The following is an 18,371-nucleotide window of genomic DNA, read 5'->3' on the forward strand; positions in this document are numbered from 1 at the left end:
CTCTATCGGTTGGTGCCATCGCCCGGGGGCGGCGACGGTTGTTGCTGCTGTTGTTGCTGCTGTTGTTGCTGCAGCTGGCGGCGACGGGCCTGGATGCGTTCGCGGATGGCCTGCATCTGCGCTTCGCTGGGGCCGTTGTTGGTGGCAGGGGCGGATGCCGCAGCCGAGGGCGCTGGCGCACTGCCAGCAGGCGACGGCGATGGGGTTGCCGCAACCGGCGGCGGTGCCGGCGGAGCGCCTGCCGGGGGCGGCACAACGATCGCACCTGCCGGCGGCACACCATTGGCGCCGCGCAGTACGGTCGGCGGTTCACCGCCCTGCCCGTTGAATACCGCCAGTTCCAGCACCTGGTTGCCACCGGGGCCGATCACGGTGGCCTGGCGCGGCTGCAGCGCCACCAGCTGCCAGCCGTCGACAGCTTCACCGTTGAGGCGCAGGCGCAGCGAGCGGTTCTGCTCGGTGGTGAAAGTGGCCATCCCGAAGTTGCCGGTCAGCAGCACGCCGGTCAGGCGCAGCGCGGCACTGGCGGCGGGCTCGCTGCCACCGAGCAGGTAGGGCTTGGGCCTGCGGTCCTCGGCGAACAGCGGCCGCTCGCTGATTGCGCTGTAGCTGTCGGCGCTGGGCATGCGTTCTGCAGCCAACGGCGGCAGCACCGGCAACGAGGGCACCGCGTCGGCATTGCCGCCGGCAGCTGGCAGCTGGCTGCCCAGCCCGAAGCCGGTGGCCAGCCAGACCGCTGCCGCCCAGCCGGCCAGTGCCAGCAGGAAACCGGTGCGCAGGCTGATCTGCTCAAGCTTCATCGGCCACCTCCTGCCCCTCTTCCGGCGCAGCCGGTGAGGGTGCCGGTGCAGCCGAAGGCGGTTGCGGCGCCGCGCCCGGCTCGGCTGCCGGTGCCGCCGCAGCGCCATCGGCAGCGGCACCGGGCAGCAGGTAACCGGCCAGTTCGAACGACACGTCCAAGCCGAGCCCGGATTCATTCGGCGACTGCTGGAAGCGCTGCGCGATCAGGTTGAGGTTGTCGACGAACAGGCGCGGGCTGCCGGTTTCCAGGCTGTGCAGCACCGTGGCCAGTTCGGCCACACCGCAACGCAGGCGCACCTGCATGGCCACGCGCACGAACTCGGCGTCACGACGGTTGTCGGCCAGTGGCGTGCGGTTGCTGATGGTGCAGCTGCGGTTGCCCGGGCTGGCCATCGCCACCGCATCCTGCAGCTTCGCGCCGAGCGCAGCGGCTGCAGCTTCGGCGGTGGCTTCACGCAGGAAGCCCGGCCGCTGCTGCAGTGCCTCGCGGGTGGCGCGCAGGCGTTGTTCGATCTGCGGCTGCTGCTGCAGCTGCGCCTGCACGCGCTGTTCGCGCTCGCGCAGGGCGGCCACGTCGGCGTCGATTTCACGCAGTGGCCGGGTGAACCAGGGGTGCACCAGCAGCAGGTAGGCCAGGCCCAGCACTGCCAGCAGCAGCGCCAGTGCCAGCCAGCGGTCACGGCGTGCGCTTGGCATCGGCATCGGCCGCCTCCCGGGCCGGGGCTGCAGCCGGCAACGGCTGCAGTTCGGCAGTCATGGTGAAACGGTCACGGCCGCTGGCAGCACCATCGGCCTGCAGTACGCCGGTCAGATTGACCTTGCGCCACTGCGGTGCGTCCTGCAGCAGCTGCACCAGCTGCGACGCCTCGCGGCTCAGGCCGATCAGCTGCAGGTTGTTGTTCTCGATGGCCAGCTTTTCCAGATAGGTGCCCTCCGGCAGGCGCCGGGTCAGTTCATTCCAGATTTCCACCGTTCCGGCACGCTGGCTGCGCTGCTTTTCCAGGAATGCGGCACCATCGATCAGCGCCTGCAGCTGCGCGCGTTCGCTGGCGACACCACGCGCACTGCGTGCACTGCGCTCGACCTGCGCACGCAGCGCATCGGCAGCGTCACGGCGGTTGTCGAGCAGCTGCACGGCGGCCAGCACCAGCATCACCAGCGCGGCCACGGCCAACAGCACGTTCCAGCGCCGCATGGGATCCGCGCGCAACTGGCGCTGCGCCGGTGGCAGCAGGTTCACCTGCAGAGGCTCACCCTCGCTGTCGATGGCATCGACACCGGCCAGTGCATCGGCCCACTCGCCCACGCTGGCCCGCCACGCTTCCAGCTGGCGCAGCGGCCAGGCGATCAGTTCGACCTGCAGCTGGCCCTCGGCTGCGCCCCCCAGCTCACGCACGTCAAAGCTGACCTGGCTCGATTCGAACGGCGTCTGGCGGTCGATCTCGAAACCGACCACGGCGCGCAGGCGGCCGGCCGCAGCCGCGGGCAAGCGCAGATGACGACGCAGTACCTCGCTGGCCGGCAGCAGCCACACCCGTGGCAGGCTGCGCAGCCGCGGTTCCAGCACGCGGTCCAGTTCCACCGGCGACAGCGGCCATGGCACGCTGGCAACCGCTTCGCGGCGTTCACCGGCCTCACGCCAGACCTGCAGCTGGTCACCCTGGCGCTGCAGCAGCAGGCGCGCCTGTGCCCAGCCCAGCGCCCACTGCCAACGGGCCGGCACCCACGCCAGCAGCGATTGCCGCCACCAGCGCAGGAAACGACCGGCGCCCGGGCCGATCCGGCCCTGCACCTGCCGCACACTGTCCTGCCATGCCGTCATCTTGCTGTCATTCCCTGCTCCCAGCGAAGCACTGTGTAGGACCGCCCGGGAACCCCGCCCGAGCCATTGCGTACCACTGCCTGCAACACCGACCGGCGTCCACTGCTGTCGGTTGCACGGGACTCGATACTATAGGTGCCGCTGCTGCTGGCAAGCGTTGTCGCACCGCCAGCGGTATCTGCGTCACGCTCCTGCTGGGCGCGCTGCGCCAGCACGGTATCCGCATCCAGCCCCAGTGCGGTCAGCACCGGCGCGCTGGCGAACTGGGGATCCGGGCGCGCCTGGCGGCTGTACAGGGTCAGGTGGGGCAGCATGGCCTTGTACAGCGGGCCGCGCATGCCCAGCACCCGCTGCAGTTCGCCGAGTGTCTCAAAGCGCTTGTTGCGCGGGCCATACGGCAACCCGGCCGCCGCGTAGTCCGGCGCTTCGGCACCGCCACCGGGCTGCAGCAGGCTGTCTTCATCACGCCAGTCAACAATGGCGCCGGCCATCTGCCGGGCAGCGCCTTCGTCTTCACCGAGTGCCTTGAGGAACGCCGTCAGCAGGGTCACGTCGGCCAGGTTGAGGTTGATCTTGCCATTCTCGTCCAGCACCTTGATCTCGATGCTGGCGTCATCGAACTGCCAGCGGTAGGTGCGGCCATCGGCACGCCAGGGCGCCCGCAGCGGATCAGCGGACAGGCGCAGCAGCGCGTACTCCAGGCCGGCGCGCGCACGTTCCTGCCCGCGTGCATCGTCATCCAGTACCCGCTGCTGCAGATGCTCGACCCGTGCGCTCAGCGCGAACGCACCGACCAGCGCGGTCATCAATGCGATCAGCCACAGCACCAGCACCAGCGCCGCACCGTGTTGCCGGTTCATCGCGCACCTCCACTGCCACCGGCGCGCGGTGCCACCACCAGCAGTGGCCAGGGCGCGCCCTTGGCGGGCACAATCCTGATCTCCACCAGCATCGGCAGCCGCCGGGTATCGTCCCAGCGCGGCATCCAGTCACTCATCTGACCGGTGCCCGCATCGATGCCGCGATAGCGCAGCTGCACCGACTTCAGGTTCTCAACCAACACCTCCGGCGGGCGTGGCGGATTCTCGGCGATGCGCTCGCCTTCCTGCAGCAACACCAGGTCCAGCAGCAGGCGCTGTTGCCCCTCGCGTCCGTCCACCTGCAGCGCGTGCAGGTAGGAGCCGCCACGGCCGAGGTAGCCGGGCAGGTCGGCGGCGAACAGCATGCGCTGTTCTTCGCCCTGGAAGAACACCGGTTCGCGGGTGGGGTCCGGGACCTCCAGCGGGGTGCGCAGTGCGCCGGCCAGCTGCCTGCGCAGCAGAGACTCGACCGCCCGCATGCGTTCACTTTCGGCGGCGATCTGTTCGCCGCGCTGGCTGACCGCCATCGCCGAGCGCACGCTGGCAAAGGCCAATGCCAGGCCGCCGGCCAGCAGCACGGTGGCCAGCATTACTTCGACCAGGGTGAACCCTGCGGCACGGCGCTTCACCGCGCATTCTCCAGGTCGGGCGGCAACAGGCGCAGGCTGCGCCAGCGCAGCTGTTCGCGCTCGCTGTCACCCCAGCGCACCTGCAGCTGCAGTTCGGCCAGCCAGGGGGTTCCCGGTGACGTTGCCTGCGCGACATTGCCTGCGCGCGGCTCCGCCCACGGCTGGACCTGCAATTCCCAGTGGTAGCGCCCCTGCTCCCAGTCTCCCTGCTGCCTGCCTGCCTGCAGCGGCGAGGCGACGCCGGTTTCGGCCAGCAGCGACTGCGCATGCAGCACCGCGCGCGTGCGCAGCTCGGCATCGCGCACCTGTTTTGCGCCGCCGGACAGGCTGCCCAGCAGCAGCGTCAGCGCCAGGCCCAGCAGGGCGAAGGCGATGATCACTTCCAGCAGGGTGAAGCCGCGGGCGCGCCGCTTCATTGCGCCCGCCAAGGGCCAGAGCGGACCTCACCGGTCAGCCAGCCCACGTCGATGCGCCACTCGGCGTCGTCACGCTGCAGCCGGATGCGGCCACCGCTGGAGCCGCCATCGGGGTGGAACTCGATCACGCCCTGCCCCGGCGCGGTGGCCAGCTGCGCGGCGCCTTCGAACTGCACCTGCAGCTGTGCCGGCACGTCACCGTGGCGCTGGTTGGCGCCTTCCCAGCGCCGCTTGGCCGGCTCGATGACAAAGCGCTGCGGCTCGCCGCGGGTGATCGCCTGCGCGCGCACCATGCGCAGCTGGTTGGCGATGTCCTTGCCGGCGCTGCGCAGCTGCATGCCAGCGAAACCGCGTGACAGGCCGGCAGCGGTGATCAGGCCGATCGCGGCGATCAGCGCGATCACCAGCAGCATTTCCAGCAGCGACAGGCCCGCTGCGCGCCTGCCGGGCAGGCGCGGGCGTTGCAACCGGCGCGGCAGGAAACGCGACATGCCCGGTTACGGCTGGTAGCGGATGTCGGCGTCGACACTGCTGCCACCGGCCTTGCCGTCCTTGCCCAGGCTGATCAGCTCATACGGCTGGCCCTCGCCCGGCGTGCGGTATTCCAGCGCATGGCCCCACGGATCGTTCAGATCGGCCGGCTTGGCATAGGGCCCCAGCCAGCCAGCCACGCCAGCCGGCGCAGTCACCAGATCATTGAGCGAGCCGGGCAGCTTGCCGGTATCGATCTGGTAGTTGTCGACCTTGGATGCGACGGTCTGCACCTGTGCCTTGGCAATGTTGGCCTTGCCGCGGTCGGCGCCACCCAGCACGCGGCTGGCGACCAGGGTCAGCACCGCGCCGATCAGCACGATGACGATGATGATCTCCAGCAGGCTCATGCCCGACTGGTTGCGCGCTGCGGTGAAGGAAAGGCGGATCGGTCGACGGGAAGCAATCATGGTCGGTCCTTTCAGTTGCGGAGTGTCGGGGTTGCGTAGGGATCCATCGTCAACCGATGGCATTGGTCAGGTCGTACAGCGGCACCAGCACGGCAACGATCACCGCACCCACCACCGAGGCCAGCACCAGGGTGATCGCTGGCACCATCGCCGCCAACAGGCGGTCGATGCGGCGGGCGCTGTCCTGTTCGAAGGTGTCAGCCGCTTTCAACAGCATGGTATCGAGTGCGCCGGACTCCTCGCCAACCTGGATCATCTGCAGGGCCAGGCGCGGGAAACGCCTGCCTCGCGAAAGCGCCAGCGACAGGCCGGCACCGTTCTTCACTTCATCGGCGGCGGTTTCCACATCGGCAGCCAGCGCGCGGTTGCCCAGCACGTTGCGGGCGATGCCCAGGGCACCCAGCAGCGGTACGCCATTGCGCAGCAGGGTACCCAGCGTGCGCGCCAGCCGGGCAGTCTCCAGTTCACCCAGCAGGCGGCCGATGCCGCGACGCTGCAGCAGCCAACCATCCAGCGCCAACCGGAAGGCCGGCTGCCGCGCCTTGCGTTCGAAGAACAGCGCCACCAGCGCCGGCACCACCAGCAGCAGCACCCACCAGTCACGCACGAACAGGCCCAGCTGCAGCACTGCGTTGGTGAACCACGGCAGCGCCACATCCAGGCTCTCGTACATCTGCGCGAACTGCGGCACCACGTAGCCAAGCAGGAACAGCAGCGCACCACCCACCACCACCAGCAGGATGGCCGGGTACACCAGCGCGTTGATCACCTTGCCTTGCAGGGCCCGGCTGCGTTCGAGGTAGTCGGCCAGGCGCTGCAGGGTTTCGTGCAGGCTGCCGCCGGCCTCACCGGCACGCACCATGTTCACGTACAGGCGCGAGAACAACCCGTGCTGGCGTTCCAGTGCGGTCGACAGCGGCGCGCCACCGCGCACCACATCGCGGATGTCGGCGATCGCGCGACGCGAACGATCGTCTTCGGGCAACCCGAGCAGGATCGACAGCGCGCGGTCCAGCGGCTGGCCCGCACCGAGCAGTGTCGCCAGCTGCTGGGTGAACTGCAGCAATGCCGCGCCCTGCAGCGGCCGTTGGCGGAACAGGTTGCGCCAGGTACCGCCACCGATCGCACCGCCATCGGCCAGCTGTGTCTCCATCGGCAGATGGCCCTGGTCCTGCAGGCGCGCGACCAGCTCGGCCTCGCTGGCCGCTTCCATCTGCCCGTCGAAGATCTCGCCGTGCGGATTCAGTGCCTTGTAACGGTAGGTCGGCATGTCAGCCCCGTCGTCCTGCGCGCATCAGCTTTCCTCGGTGACACGCAGGACTTCCTCGATGGTCGTCTGCCCACTGAGGGCCTTGGACAGGCCGTCTTCGTACATCGTGCGCATGCCGGCTTCGCGGGCAATGCGTTCGATCTCGCCCATGCCGTCGCGGCGCATCACCGAACGCCGCAGCGCATCGTTCATCACCAGGAATTCCATGATGGTGGTACGACCGAGGTAACCGGTCGGCGCCAGCGCCGAGGGCCTGGGGCGGAACAGATGGATCGGCCCTTCCGGCTGCAGGCGGCGCAGCTCGAAGCGTTTGATTTCCTCCGGCGAAGCCTCGTAGCGCTCGGCGTGGGTCGGTTCCAGCCGGCGCACCAGGCGCTGGGCCAGAATCCCGTTGATGGTGGAGGTGAGCAGGTAGTCTTCCACGCCCATGTCGAGCAGGCGGGTGATACCACCGGCGGCATTGTTGGTGTGCAGGGTGGACAGCACCAGATGGCCGGTCAGTGCCGACTGGATCGCGATGCGCGCGGTTTCCAGATCGCGCATTTCGCCGATCATGATGATGTCCGGATCCTGGCGCACGATGCTGCGCAGCGCGTTGGCGAAGTCCAGGCCGATCTGCGGCTTGGCCTGGATCTGGTTGATGCCCTCGATCTGGTACTCGACCGGGTCCTCGACCGTGATGATCTTGACGTCGGCGGTATTGAGCTGGCTCAGCGCGGTGTACAGCGTGGTGGTCTTGCCCGAGCCGGTCGGGCCGGTCACCAGCAGGATGCCGTGCGGCTGTTCCAGCACCTTGCGGAACTGCGGCAGGAACGCATCGGTGAACCCCAGCCGGTGGAAATCAAACACCACTGTCTCGCGGTCGAGCAGGCGCATCACCACGCTTTCGCCGTGCGCGGTCGGCACGGTGCTCACGCGCAGGTCCAGCTCCTTGCCCTGCACGCGCAGCATGATGCGGCCGTCCTGCGGCAGGCGGCGCTCGGCAATGTTGAGCCGGGCCATGATCTTGATGCGGCTGATCACCGCTGCGGTGAGGTTGGCCGGCGGGCTTTCGCCCTCCACCAGCACGCCATCGACACGGTAGCGGACCTTCAGGCGGCTCTCGAACGGTTCGACATGGATGTCCGACGCGCGCAGTTCCACCGCACGCTGGATCACCAAGTTGACCAGGCGGATCACCGGCGCTTCCGAGGCCAGGTCGCGCAGGTGCTCGATGTCATCGACCGCACCGCCCTCGCCATCGGCGGTTTCGACGATCGCGCCCATCGCGCTGCGGCCCTGGCCGAACCAGCGCTCGACCAGGTCATCGATCTCCGCACGCATGCCCAGCACCGGTGTCACCGGAACCCCCAGCGCCAACTGCACGGCCTGCTGCGGATAGGCATCGTGGGCATCGGCCAGCCACAGACGCACCCCGTGTTCATTCAACTCCAGCGGGCACACATGGAACTGCTTCAGGAAGCGCAGCGACAGTGGCATGCCCTCGGCCAGTGCCTGTGGCGGGGCCTCCGGCACCTGCCTGCCCTCCAGCAGCGGCAGGCCCAGCACCTCCGCGCTGGTCTGTGCCTGGTCGCGTTCAGACACCAGGCCCAGGCGCACCAGCAGGCCCAGCAGGCTGCCGCCGGCCTCGGCGTGCAACGGCCGCGCGCGCGCCAGGTCTCCTTCCTTGAGCCGGCCGCGTGCCAGCAGCGCATCCAGGATGCGGCCTTCGGCATCGTCGGTAACGGTTGCAGCGAGCGCGTTCACGTGACTCTCCTGTCAATCGGACCGACTTTAGCAGTTAAGCCATGATTTCCGCCGCCCTGCGGCCAGCTTTCGCAAAAAGACGAAGCCCGTCACACAGGATGACGGGCCTCGGCCGTTCAACTACGACACGTCAGGCTTACTGCGTGGCGAGGATGCTCACGCCGTTGTAGGCCGCTTCGCCCACTACCTTGATGTAGTAGGTGCCTGCCACCGGCTTGTTCACCCGTACCGTTTCGGACGTGCCGGGACGGGTCGACTTGCCATCGTTGTCGCTGGCGCTCGGCTCGCGACCCTGGGCGATGTAGACGGACACGTTGCCGGTGCCACCGTAGGTGATCACGCTGAGCTGCTTGCCAGCGGCTGCCTCGAAGCTGTACAGGCGGCTGCTGCCGGCCGTGCCGTTCAGCCCCCCCACGGCGGCCTTGTTGGTCAGCGGCGTCGCCACCGGTCCACAGTTCTCGGTGCACGGCTCTTCCAGCGCCTTTGCCAGCGCCGCCTTGGCATCGACGATGCCGGTGCCGATCGGAGTGGCGGTCGGGATGCTGACCGGGAACGGACGCGCGGTTTCCTTCAGCAGGGTGCGCATCGCGGCGGGGGCCAGCGGATCCTTGCCCTTGGCGATCAGCGCGCTCTGCACCAGTGCAGCGACGGCAGCCACGTGCGGCGAGGCCATCGACGTGCCGCCCATGCCCATGTAGCTGTAGCTGCCCGACTCCGGCGTGGTGGCCGCATCGGAACCGGACTGCCAGACGTAGCCGCCGGGATTGCCGTCGACGCTGCCACCACCACCCGGACCGGACAGGTCCACGCGGGTGCCGTAGTTGGAGTAGTAGGTGATGCCGCCGGTAATGCGGGTGGCGCCGACGGTCACCACGCCGTCGCAACTGGCTGGACGGTATTTGGAGGCGTTGTCGGTCTCGTTGCCGGCCGCCACGACCACCGTGGTGCCACGCGAGATCGCGCCATTGATCGCTTCCTGGTAGGTCCCGTCGCAGCTGCCGCTGCCGCCGAGGCTCATGTTGATGACTTCGGCCGGGTTGGCATTGGCGGGTACGCCGGCCACCGTGCCGCCGGAGGCCCAGGTGATGGCGTCGGCTATATCGGAAAGGTAGCCACCGCACTTGCCGAGCACGCGGACCGGCAGCACCTTGGCCTTGTGCGCGACACCGGCCATGCCGACGCCGTTGTTGGTCTGCTCGGCCACGGTACCGGCCACATGGGTACCGTGCCAGGAACTGTCCTCGGCGACGGAGCCGGTGTAGCACTCGTTGTCGTTCTCGACCCAGTCGCCATAGTCCTGCGCGCCCGGCACGCGATCGTTGGTGGCACGGCGCGACGTCTCGGCATCGCTGATGAAGTCGTAGCCTTCCAGCAGGTTGCCGACCAGGTCCGGGTGCTGCGGCAGGATGCCGGTGTCGAGTACCGCCACCACCACGCCTTCGCCCTGCGATACATCCCACGCCGACGGTGCGTTGATGCCGCCGGTGGCGTTGTGCAGGTGCCACTGGTACTGCTGGTAGTAGGGATCATTCGGCGCCAGCGCCGGCTGCACGTCACCGGCACGCAGCTCGGTACGGCGCAGCTTCACATCGGCCTCGGCGTACTGCACAGACGGATCGGCCTTCAGTTCCTTCAGCACGCGCTGCAGTTCGGCAGGCGCCAGGCGCCCCTGCAGGCGGATCAGGTCGGCACCGACGCCCAGCCTGCGCACGACCTGCGGGCCGAGCGCGCTGGCGCGGGTAGTGCCACCGGACAGGCTGGCGCGGGTCAGCGCGGACTGCACGGTGGACAGCTTGGCCGACCGGTCGCCCGCCGCAGCGGTGCCGGCACGGTACTTGACGATGATGCGCTGGGTGCCCGGCTCGGCGGTGCTGGCCTGGCGCACCGGTTCACGGGTCGGCAACCCGGCGGCGTGGACGGCACCGACGGCGGTCATCGACAGCACGGCGGCGGCAAGCACATTGATGCGAAGGTTCTGCTTCTTGATCACGTCGAATTCCTCTTCTGGGTCATGGATCGAACCAACACTGCGGCCATCATTCCTTGACGACTCCCGGCCGGCCCAGCCGGGATTGCCGTGACCTCCCCCCAGGCCCTGTTTGCAGGTTTGGCGCCGGCGTGGGTGGCCGCCGGCGCAGTGGTTTGGCTTACCAGCCGAAGCCGGCACCGACGCCAACCGAGCTGTCGTCACTGCTGAAGGCACCGCCGAAGGTAACCGTGGCGCGATCGCTGATCGCACGCTGGTAGCCCAGCGACAACGCCGACTCGCCGCCCTGGAAACCGATGCCGACGCCGACCCGGTTCTGGGTGCGGATACCGGCGGCACTGGTGGCCATGTTGAGCATCGCCGCACTCATCGCACCCTGGCGGTCGATGCGGCGGTCCATGTGGCGCAGGCGTCCATCGATTTCACCCTTGAACACATCGAAGCTGTCGGCGACGGCCTGGACGCGGCTGTCGGTGTAGCTGTTCGCCGTGGCCACGCCACGGTCCAGCTGGCCCTTGTTGACGGCGTCGGTGGCGGTGGTGCCGGCGGCGACGTTGGTGACCTGGCGTTCGTTGCCTTCGCTGCCGACCGACACGGTGTTGGCACGATCAGCGACCGAACCCTGGCCCAGTGCCACGGCGTTGGCAGCCGTGGCACTGGCACCCTGGCCGACGGCGGTGGACGACGCGCCGCTGGCGACGGCGCCCTCGCCCATGGCCACCGCATTGGCGCCGGTCGCCGGGGTCCCGACCGGAATGCCAGCACCCGCCGCGGCGGCCGTCGGCGTGCCCTGCACCCGCGCGGTGCCGGCCGGTGCTGCATCGGCTGTTGCACGCGCATCCGCGGCGCTGGCCAGCGGGCTGTCATCCAGCGAGGCACTCATCGCGCGCAGGCTGGCGGTTCCGGCACGCGTGCCACCGGCGGTGCGACGGTCGATCTCGCTGACCTTGCGGTCCAGCGCGCCCAGCGCATCGCCGACGTTGCTGTAGGTGGCGCCCTGGATCACGTAGTTCGGCGCCACGAACACGCCCTGCATGCCAACGCTGGCGCCACCGCCGAGGAAGCTGGCGGCATCACTTAGCGACTGGAACAGCTGCCCGCCGTTGATCGCCTGGCGGCTACCGGCGGCGATGCTGCCGGCACCGACGTTGTCGATGGTGGTGCCCTGGAAACCGGACAGGGTCAGTCGGTCACGGCTGGCGTCGTCGTAGCCGACCGCACTGGCCGCCGTGGTCTCGACCGTCGCGATGCGCGAGTCGAAGTCACCCACGCGGGTTTCCACTGCTCCCACCCGCTGGTTGGTGACGTTGAGCTGGGAGCCGGTGATCGCATCGGTGCTGCCGGCAGCGATGCGGCCGTCGGCGACGTTGACGATGCGCCGCGTGGCCGGACCGGCGGTGCCGTTGCCACCGCCGACCGAGACCACGTTGGCCTCCAGCGCGCGCGAACCGGCACCCAATGCCACCGAGTTGTTGCCGCTGGCGCCGCTGTTGGCACCCAGTGCCAGCGTCGCATTGCCGATGGCCGCGGCACCGCTGCCCAACGCATTGCTGCGGCCGCCACTGGCGTTGGCGTTGCCGCCAATGGCCACGGCATCGGTGCCGGTGGCACTGGCGGTACCCGAACCGTTGGCCTTGAAGCGTTGGCCGACCGCATCGGCGGTGGCGGCCACTGCATCGAGCTGGCCCTTGTTCACCGCATCGGTGGCCTGCGTACCCGCCGCGACATTGGTGAGCTGGCGGTTGATCGCGCTGTGGGTGACGCCGGCGGCATCGACCCACTCCTGCGCAGCACCCACCGACACCGTGTTGGCGCGGTCGGCCAGCGAGCCCGCGCCCAACGCGACGCTGTTACCGGCGTCCTTGGTGGTCCAGGTGTTGCTGCCGAGCACCGTCGCGTTGCTGGCCTGCGCATAGCTGTTGTAACCGACCACGGTGGCGCCATCTTCGGTGGCCCACGCTTCACTGCCGATGGCGGTAGTGAACTGGCCGGCGCTGGCGCTGGCGGCATCCTGTCCGGCCAGTGCGTTGAAGCCGACCGCCACGCCGTTCAACCCGGTGGCGGCGTTGTTGCCCAGAGCGGTGCCGTACTCGCCAGCCTTTGCCTGCACGCCGAAGCCGGCGCCGGCGATCTGCGCGATGGTGCCCTGGCCCACCGCCGTGGAAACATCGGCGGCCTGCGCAGCACTGCCTACGGCGGTGCCGAAGAAGCCGGCGCTGGCACCTGCACCAAACGCCGTGGCGCGCCAGCCGCTGGCCTGCGCGAAGTTGCCGACTGCGGTCGTTTCGCGGCCATCGGCGATCGCGCCGTAGCCCACTGCGGTAGCCGCAAGGCCGGCGGCCTCGGCCATGCCGCCGACAGCGGTCGCCCCGATGCCCTGCGACTGCGACTGCGCGCCGATCGCAATGCTGGCGGCGCCGCCGCTGCTGCTCTGTGCACCCAGCGCAACGGCACTGTCTGCGGTGCTGCTGGCACCGCTGCCGATGGCCACGCTCTGCTCGGCCGTGGCCAGTGCGTCGACGCCGACCGCCGTGGCATTGGCAGCGACCACCGTTGCGCCGCTGCCCAACGCGGTAGCGCCGTTGCCAATTGCATTGGCCGCATTGCCAGCGGCGAGCGCGTTGTCACCCTCCACCAGTGCGCCTGCTTCGCCATCGGCATTGCCGCTGGCCTGGAACTGGCGGCTGGTCTTGTCGGCAACGCTGGCCACCGCGTCCAGCTGGCCCTTGTTCACCGCATCGGTGGCTTCAGTGCCGGCTGCAACATGGGTCACCTGGCGCTCACCGCCCGCGGTTCCCACAGCCACGGTATTGTCGCGCTCGGCCTTGGAGCCGGCGCCCAGCGCCACGCTGTTCAACCCACTGGCGGTGGCACCGGCACCCAGCGCAGTGGCATCCGCCGCATCCGCCCACGAGTTCCAGCCGATCGCGGTCGCGTAGTCTTCGGTCGCCCACGCACCCGCACCGAATGCCGCTGCACCAGTGCCGCTGGCACGCGACGGGATCAAGCCGAAGAAGGTGCTGCCACCAATGGCCACACTCTCCTCGCCACTGGCCTCGCTGGACTGACCTACGGCCACGGCACCGGTACCGGCCGCGGCAGCGCCGAAGCCGACTGCCGTGGTGTTGGCACCACTGGCCGCCGAGCCATAGCCCAACGCGGTGCCGAGGCGTCCGCTTGCTTCGGCATAGCCACCGACGGCGGTGGTGCCATCGGCCGAGGCGGCGCTGCGGAAGCCGCTGGCCAGTGCCTGCGTGCCGCTGGCGTTGGATTCAGTGCCGGTCGCGGTGCTGTATGCACCACTGGCCTGTGCACGCGCACCCACGGCACTGGCACCCAGCTCGCTGGCGCTGGCGCCGGTGCCGAGCGCAAGGCTGTCTTCGCCGGTGGCCTGTGCGGCACTGCCCAACGCTGCGGCGTTGTCGCCGGTGGCCAGCGCATCGAGGCCCACCGCCGTGGCGTTGGCCGCCAGCGCATTGGCGCCGCTACCGAGTGCGGTGGCGCCGTTGCCGATGGCGTTGGCCGCATCACCGGCGGCCAACGCGTTGTCGCCCTCAACCAGGGCGCCGGTTTCACCATCGGCGTTGCCACTGGCCTGGAACTGCCTGCTGGTCTTTTCCGCTGCAGCGGCTACGGCGTCGAGCTGGTTCTTGTTGACCGCATCAGTGCCCTGCGTGCCAGCAGCCACGTTGGTGATCTGGCGGGTATTGCCACCACCGCCCACCGACACGGTGTTGTCGCGGTCGGCGATCGAATCGGCACCCAGCGCCACGCTGTTGGCCGCGCGCGATTCGGCGGCGTTGCCCAGTGCGGTGCTGTTGATGCCACCGGACCAGGCGCCACCACCGACGGCGGTGGAGTAGTTGCCCGATGCTTCGGTGGCCAGCACGCCGAACAGCGAACCGCCGACGGCAACACTGTTGGTGCCGGTGGCCAGGCTGCCCTGGCCGGTGGCCGTGCTGTAGGCACCGGAGGCTTCCGCATCGCCACCCACTGCCACACTGTTGGAACCGGAGGCATTGGCGAAGTTGCCGAAGGCGGTGGCGTTGAACGCCGAGGCCTGCGCATAGCCACCGATGGCGGTGCTGTAGCCACCGGTCGCTTCTGCACCGATGCCGAACGCTGCCGACGCGGTGCCGCTGGCCACGCTCTCGCTGCCGACAGCGGTGGCCGCATCGCCGCTGGCATTGCTGAAGTAGCCCATGGCTACGGCCTCTTCACCGGACGCTTCGGACAGAACGCCATTGGCAGTGCTTCCGGCGCCACTGGCAACGCTGGCCGCGCCGAACGCCGCGCTCTGCTCGCCGCTGGCTTCGCTTTCCGCGCCCTGTGCGGTGGCGTACTCACCGGTGGCCTGCGCGTTGGCACCGACGGCGCTGGCGTTGGCGGCGCTGGCCAGCGCGTTGAAGCCGATCGCCTGCGCGTTGTTGGCCAGCGCATTGGCACCACTGCCGAGCGCGGTGGCGCCGTTGCCGATGGCGTTGGCCGCATCACCGGCGGCCAGCGCGTTGTCACCGTCCACCAGGGCACCAGTCACGTCGTCGCCGTTGCCGCTGGCCTGGAAGAAGCGGCTGGTGGTGGTGGCGGTGGTTGCCACTGCATCCAGCTGTGCCTTGTTCACCGCGTCCGTGGCTTGGGTACCGGCAGCGACGTTGGTGACCTGGCGTTCGTTGCCGCTGCTGCCCACCGACACCGTGCGTGCACGGCTGGCAACCGAACCGGCACCGAGCGCGACAGCATTGCTGGCGCTGGCGTTGCTGCCGGCGCCCAATGCGATCGCACTTTCGCCGCCGGCCACCGTATTGGTACCGATGGCGATGCTGTTGATGCTGTTGCCCAGCGCCTGGAAGCCCAGTGCCACGCTGTTGTCGCCATAGCCGAACGCACCGCGGCCGACCGCAGTGGAACTGGCCCCATTGGCCCAGCTGTTGTAGCCGATGGAGGTTGCGCCGCTGCCACTGGCCCAGGCCGCGTTGCCAAAGGCCGACGCGTTGGTGGCGGTGGCCCACGCACCCGAACCGAACGCTGCTGCGCCACTGGCCGTCGCCCAGCTGTAACCCCCTACCGCGGTGCTGTCATCGCTGCTGGCGAAGGCGCTGTCACCAACCGCGACCGCATAGCTGCCGGTTGCACGCGACGTGCCGCCAGCAGCGAAGCTGTTGTCCCCGCTGGCCTTGGCCGCATTGCCGAACGCGCTGCTGGCGGCGCCGGTGGCCTGTGCGCCGCTGCCCACTGCGGTGGCGTTGGCGACGGCGGTGGTGCCTACCTGCTGCGCCGTGCCGTCGGCACCGATGATCGGCTGGTTGTACTCGTCGTAGGCCTGGCCGAGGCCACCGATGGCAACACCGCCGTTGCCGGTGGCGCTGCTGTTGCGACCCACCGCCACGCTGTCATCACCGATCGCCGAAGCGGCGGCGCCATGTGCAACCGCACCGGCGCCGATCGCATTGCTCGACGAACCGGCCGCCACCGCGCCTTCGCCCTCGGCGAGCGCACCGGCATTACTGCCCGCTTCCGGCTGGGCCTGGAAGAAGCGCGCGGTGTTGTCCGCGGTACTGGCCACGGCGTCCAGCTGCGCCTTGTTCACTGCATCGGTGGCTTCGCTGCCGGCAGCGACGCTGGTGATCTGCCGTTCGTTGCCGGCACTGCCGACGGCCACGCTGTTGGCGCGCACCGCTTCGGAATTCGCGCCAAGCGCGACACTGTTGGCGCCACGCGCGGTGGCGTAGTACCCGACGGCGGTACTCTGCGCGCCGCTGGCCCAGGTCTGCGCGCCGAGTGCGCTGGCATTCTCACCCGGGGCGTAAGCGAAGTAGCCGACGGCGGTGGATTCCGCACCGGACGCTTCGGTCAGGCTGCCGTTGGCCACCGCACGATCACCGCTGGCGATGGCACCGGCGCCGACGGCCGTCGCCGCTTCACCGCTGGCCTGGGTCTGCACGAAGAAGCCCAGGCCCGGAATCAGGTCGGCCGGGCCGCCGATGGCGACGCTGCTGCTACCAGTGGCGGTACTCTGCGTACCCAGTGCGGTGGAGTAGTCACCGATGGCATTGGCGACCGCACCGAATGCCGACGACTGCGCACCGGCGGCATACGCGCCAACGCCGTAGGACGACGCCGCAAATCCACTGGCTTCGGCACTGGCGCCCACCGCGGTGCCACCGACACCGGCGCTGGTGGCGCCGGTTTCCACCGGCACGCCGCCACTGGTGATCAGCGGATTGCCATCGGCATCAACAGCGGCACCACCGACGGCGACGCTGCCCGGGCCGTTGGCCTGTGCGTTGTTGCCGAACGCGGCACTGTTCTGGCCCGAGGCCAGTGCGTTGTTGCCCACGGCGGTCGCATTCTGCGCAATGGCGTTGGCGCCCGCGCCCACAGCGGTGGCGCCGTTGCCGATGGCGTTGGCCGCCTCGCCGGCCGCCAGTGCCTCGTCACCTTCGGCCAGCGCGCCGGCATCGCTGTTGCTGCTGCCAGTAGCCTGGAACCGCTTGGCGGTGGCATCGGCCACGGCAGCCACGTCCTTCAGCTGGCCGACATTGACCGCGTCGGTATCTTCAGTACCTGCCGCAACGCTGGTGATCTGCCGGGTCAGGCCGTACTCGGTCGCACCGACGGACACCGTATCGACACGGTCGGCCAGCGAGCCTGCGCCCAGCGCCACGCTGCCGGTGGCAACCGCCGCCGAATTGGAGCCCAGTGCGGTGCTGTATTCGCCCACGGCGGTACTGAATGCACCCACCGCAATCGAGGCTTCGTTTGCGGCAGTGGCGCCTCGACCCAGTGCGGAACTGCCTGGGCCCATCGCCACAGCGCCACCACCTACGGCAGTGGCGCCGTCGGCGCTTGCTTCGGACAACGCACCCAGCGCGGTGGCCGCGCCGTTCTCGCTGGCGGCATAGGCGCTGGCGCCAACGGCGGTGTCACCGAGACCGAACGCTGCGGCGCTCTGCCCGACCACCACGCTGGCATCGCCGATCGCCAATGCGCCTTGTCCGAACGCACTGGCGCCGAGACCGGCGGCAATGGCCTGGGTGCCGACGGCGGTGGTGGCATTGGCCAAGGACTGGGCGCCGGCACCGGCGGCTACCGCGCCTTGCCCGTCGATCTTGGCCGCGTCGCTGTCATCACCTGCGCCATCAGCCTTGAAGTAGCGGTCCCCAGCTGCGGCGACATCCGCCAGCGCGGCCTGCGTGGCGCGCGCCTGCGCATCCAGCTGCCCCTTGTTCACCGCATCGGTGGCCTGGGTACCGGCGGCCACGTTGGTGATCTGCCGTTCCTTGCCGGCATCGCCGACAGACACCGTGTTGGCGCGCGTAGCCTTGGAGCCTGCGCCCAGCGCAACGCTGTTGGCTGCACTGGCGCTGCTGTTGCCACCGATCGCCACCGCGTTGCTGCCCTTGGCACTGGCCGTGCCTTCAACCAGGCACTTTTCCAGCAGCTTGCCGCTGAGTGCCACACAGGTGGCGCTGCCACCGATCTGCACCGACTGTGCAGCGGCGGAACTGCTCATGCCCAATCCCAATACCAGGCCCAGTGCCACCGCCAACAGCGCGGGCGTGGCCTGTGTCGTATCGCGGCGCTGGTCGACAACACCACCGCTGCTGTCGGAGGAGGCCAGCTCCGAGGCCACCACCAACTGACCCAATGCTTTGTTCCAGACCTTGCGATAAATCCGATTCATCGGTACGGCTCCTGATTGGACTGGTTTTGGGCAAAGCGACGCCATCGCCGAGCCTTCTGGCCCAGCGTCCCCTGGGGGCGTCTATTCGCGTGATTTACTGCGGGTAATGCCGAACGGCGCGCAGCGACAGAAACCCGAGCGCATGCGCCAAGCGGTTACTGCGAAATGAATGATTCTGAAACGGGCTTCAAGTGTTAACGGCAACTTTGCAGATC

General features: G+C 69.2%; 12 protein-coding genes. All 12 read right to left on the reverse strand.

Going from position 1 to position 18,371, the window contains the following annotated elements; genetic code table 11:
• Positions 1–2: 2 nt before the first annotated feature.
• Positions 3–800 (reverse strand): type II secretion system protein, XpsN-like, encoded by a 798-nt coding sequence (locus AC5P8J_RS14135; protein WP_021203167.1) that lies wholly within the window; start codon positions 798–800, stop codon positions 3–5.
• Positions 790–1,497 carry a type II secretion system protein GspM gene (gene gspM, locus AC5P8J_RS14140; protein WP_238558844.1) on the reverse strand — a complete coding sequence of 236 codons (708 nt, stop codon included), beginning with the start codon at positions 1,495–1,497 and terminating at the stop codon, positions 790–792. Before gspM ends, AC5P8J_RS14135 begins: the two co-directional genes overlap by 11 nt.
• Positions 1,478–2,623 carry a PilN domain-containing protein gene (locus AC5P8J_RS14145; RefSeq protein WP_494540199.1) on the reverse strand — a complete coding sequence of 382 codons (1,146 nt, stop codon included), beginning with the start codon at positions 2,621–2,623 and terminating at the stop codon, positions 1,478–1,480. The genes gspM and AC5P8J_RS14145 overlap by 20 nt, the downstream gene beginning before the upstream one ends.
• Positions 2,620–3,483 carry a type II secretion system minor pseudopilin gene (locus AC5P8J_RS14150; protein ID WP_019661008.1) on the reverse strand — a complete coding sequence of 288 codons (864 nt, stop codon included), beginning with the start codon at positions 3,481–3,483 and terminating at the stop codon, positions 2,620–2,622. Before AC5P8J_RS14150 ends, AC5P8J_RS14145 begins: the two co-directional genes overlap by 4 nt.
• The gene (locus AC5P8J_RS14155; protein ID WP_019661007.1) at positions 3,480–4,112 is read right to left on the reverse strand and encodes a type II secretion system protein J; all 633 of its coding nucleotides are present in this window, start codon (positions 4,110–4,112) and stop codon (positions 3,480–3,482) included. Before AC5P8J_RS14155 ends, AC5P8J_RS14150 begins: the two co-directional genes overlap by 4 nt.
• A complete protein-coding gene (gene xpsI / locus AC5P8J_RS14160) occupies positions 4,109–4,528 on the reverse strand; it encodes a type II secretion system protein XpsI (RefSeq protein ID WP_019661006.1) in 420 nt (139 codons plus the stop codon). Before xpsI ends, AC5P8J_RS14155 begins: the two co-directional genes overlap by 4 nt.
• A complete protein-coding gene (xpsH, locus tag AC5P8J_RS14165) occupies positions 4,525–5,019 on the reverse strand; it encodes a type II secretion system protein XpsH (protein ID WP_019661005.1) in 495 nt (164 codons plus the stop codon). Before xpsH ends, xpsI begins: the two co-directional genes overlap by 4 nt.
• Before the next feature lie 6 nt (positions 5,020–5,025).
• Complete coding sequence (gene gspG / locus AC5P8J_RS14170; RefSeq protein WP_021203164.1) at positions 5,026–5,469, reverse strand: type II secretion system major pseudopilin GspG; 444 nt, start codon at positions 5,467–5,469, stop codon at positions 5,026–5,028.
• Positions 5,470–5,518: 49 nt separating this feature from the next.
• A complete protein-coding gene (gene xpsF, locus AC5P8J_RS14175) occupies positions 5,519–6,739 on the reverse strand; it encodes a type II secretion system protein XpsF (RefSeq protein ID WP_019661003.1) in 1,221 nt (406 codons plus the stop codon).
• Positions 6,740–6,763: 24 nt separating this feature from the next.
• Positions 6,764–8,485: a type II secretion system ATPase GspE gene (gene gspE, locus AC5P8J_RS14180; protein WP_227853659.1), complete on the reverse strand. Its 1,722-nt coding sequence runs from the start codon at positions 8,483–8,485 to the stop codon at positions 6,764–6,766.
• 136 nt (positions 8,486–8,621) lie between these two features.
• Entirely contained in the window at positions 8,622–10,475 is a 1,854-nt protein-coding gene (locus tag AC5P8J_RS14185) for a S8 family peptidase (RefSeq protein WP_021203162.1), read from the reverse strand.
• Between the two features lie 157 nt (positions 10,476–10,632).
• Positions 10,633–18,156, reverse strand: a complete 7,524-nt coding sequence (locus AC5P8J_RS14190) for an ESPR-type extended signal peptide-containing protein (protein ID WP_494540198.1) — start codon at positions 18,154–18,156, stop codon at positions 10,633–10,635.
• Positions 18,157–18,371 lie beyond the last annotated feature (215 nt).

This window comes from Stenotrophomonas sp. YJH_SMC_37 (genome assembly GCF_059370035.1).